We start from the raw sequence: 1378 nt of genomic DNA, 5'->3' as shown, positions 1-1378 counted from the left end.
GGGCCTTGAGCGGGCCGCGCTGGCTGACGATGGCCAGCAGGTCGGTCTTGCGCAGGCCGATCTCGGCCTCCAGGTCCCGCTGCTGGTGCTGCAGTTCGATGAGGATCTCGACGTTCTCGTTCAACTCCTGCACCTCTTCCGCCGCGAACTTGGGACAGTCCAGGAGGAAGGGGCAGTAGCCGCAGAGCGGGCCGGCTTCCATGACCGGGAAGGCCAGGTCGCCGGCGCTGTAGCGCTGGTACTGGTCCCAGATGGACGCGGCCCGGTCGATCAACCCTTGATAAATCGTGGCCTGGGGCGTGTAGCCGTTGAACAGACGCATGCCCTGGGCACCGAAGTTGACCGCCAGGATGGCGCCCTTCTCCACGGTGTAGTCCGGACAGTTCTCGGCCAGGAGTCCCATCTGCAGATAGAGTTGGGTCTCCCAGGCGCCGTAGGGGTCGGTGGGGATGTTCTCCGGCGATTTGACCTCGAGCACGGCCATGGTCTTGCGGGCCTCCGAGACGAACACAAAATCCAGGTGGGCCATGACCGGGATGTCACCGGGGTGGCGCACCTCGACCTGGCGCTGGAAGTTGGCGAAGCCGGCGACCGCGAAGGCCGCGGCTACGATCTCCTCGGCCATGTGGCCGCGGCGGTGGCGCAGCAGGGTGATCAGGTCGGCTTCCGGGGCGTTGAGCTTTCCGAGAATGGTTTTGCGCGGGCAGGCGCCGATGTCCGAGGCACCGAGATAGGTGCTGCGGTCGCCGAGCGTGGCTGCGGTCTGCTGGCTGGCAAGCTGCTGCAGGGCGGCTTGCAGGGTGGTGAGCATCTGGTCCGACATGGTGGTCTCCTCCTGAGTGGATGAGGGAAGAGACACCACTTCCCGCTGAGGGAATGGTCTCACTCCCTCCGGGGTTGGGTTGGGTTGGTCAGGCGGCTTTCTTCAGCCAGGCCTTGCCGGTCTTGTCCCATTGAAAGCCCGCGGCCTTGAGCAGTTCCTTCTTGTCGAAGAGATGGTCGCCGATGGCGACGATCACCCCTTGGCGATGCTCGAAGCTGACGCCGGCGATCTTGGGCAGAGTTGCCGAAGGATCGCTCTGGTTGGCAGGTGGTTCAGCGGGTTGGTTGGTTCTTGATGCGGGTTTGGTTTTCGGTTGCGGTGCGGGTGGTTGCGTTCGTTGGCTTCCCTGAAGGTAGACGTTCTTCAACAGTCCCTTGTAGGCATCGCTGCCGATGGACAATAGGGACATGCATTTCTGGATGGCATCGGTGATGGCCCCTTTCTGGGCATCGCCGACATTGCCTTTGATGATCTGCATCTGTCCCTTGTGCGAGCCCTTGCACAGCCAGTCACCATCGATCTTCACAAATAATCGAACCTCGGCGACCGCCTGGG

General features: G+C 63.0%; 2 protein-coding genes. Both read right to left on the bottom strand.

Translation table 11 applies throughout. From position 1 onward, the window contains the following. The coding region (locus EOM25_15020; GenBank protein NCC26490.1) for a hypothetical protein at positions 1 to 823 on the bottom strand (823 nt) is incomplete at its 3' end. Positions 824 to 911: 88 nt separating this feature from the next. Continuing rightward, positions 912 to 1378: hypothetical protein (locus tag EOM25_15015; protein NCC26489.1), on the bottom strand; the 467-nt coding region annotated here is incomplete at its 5' end.

Source organism: Deltaproteobacteria bacterium (genome assembly GCA_009929795.1).
Taxonomy (GTDB): Bacteria; Desulfobacterota; Desulfovibrionia; order Desulfovibrionales; family Desulfomicrobiaceae; genus RZZR01.
The sequence above is the reverse complement of the archived record's forward strand: the minus strand, read 5'-3'. Positions and strand labels throughout refer to the sequence as shown.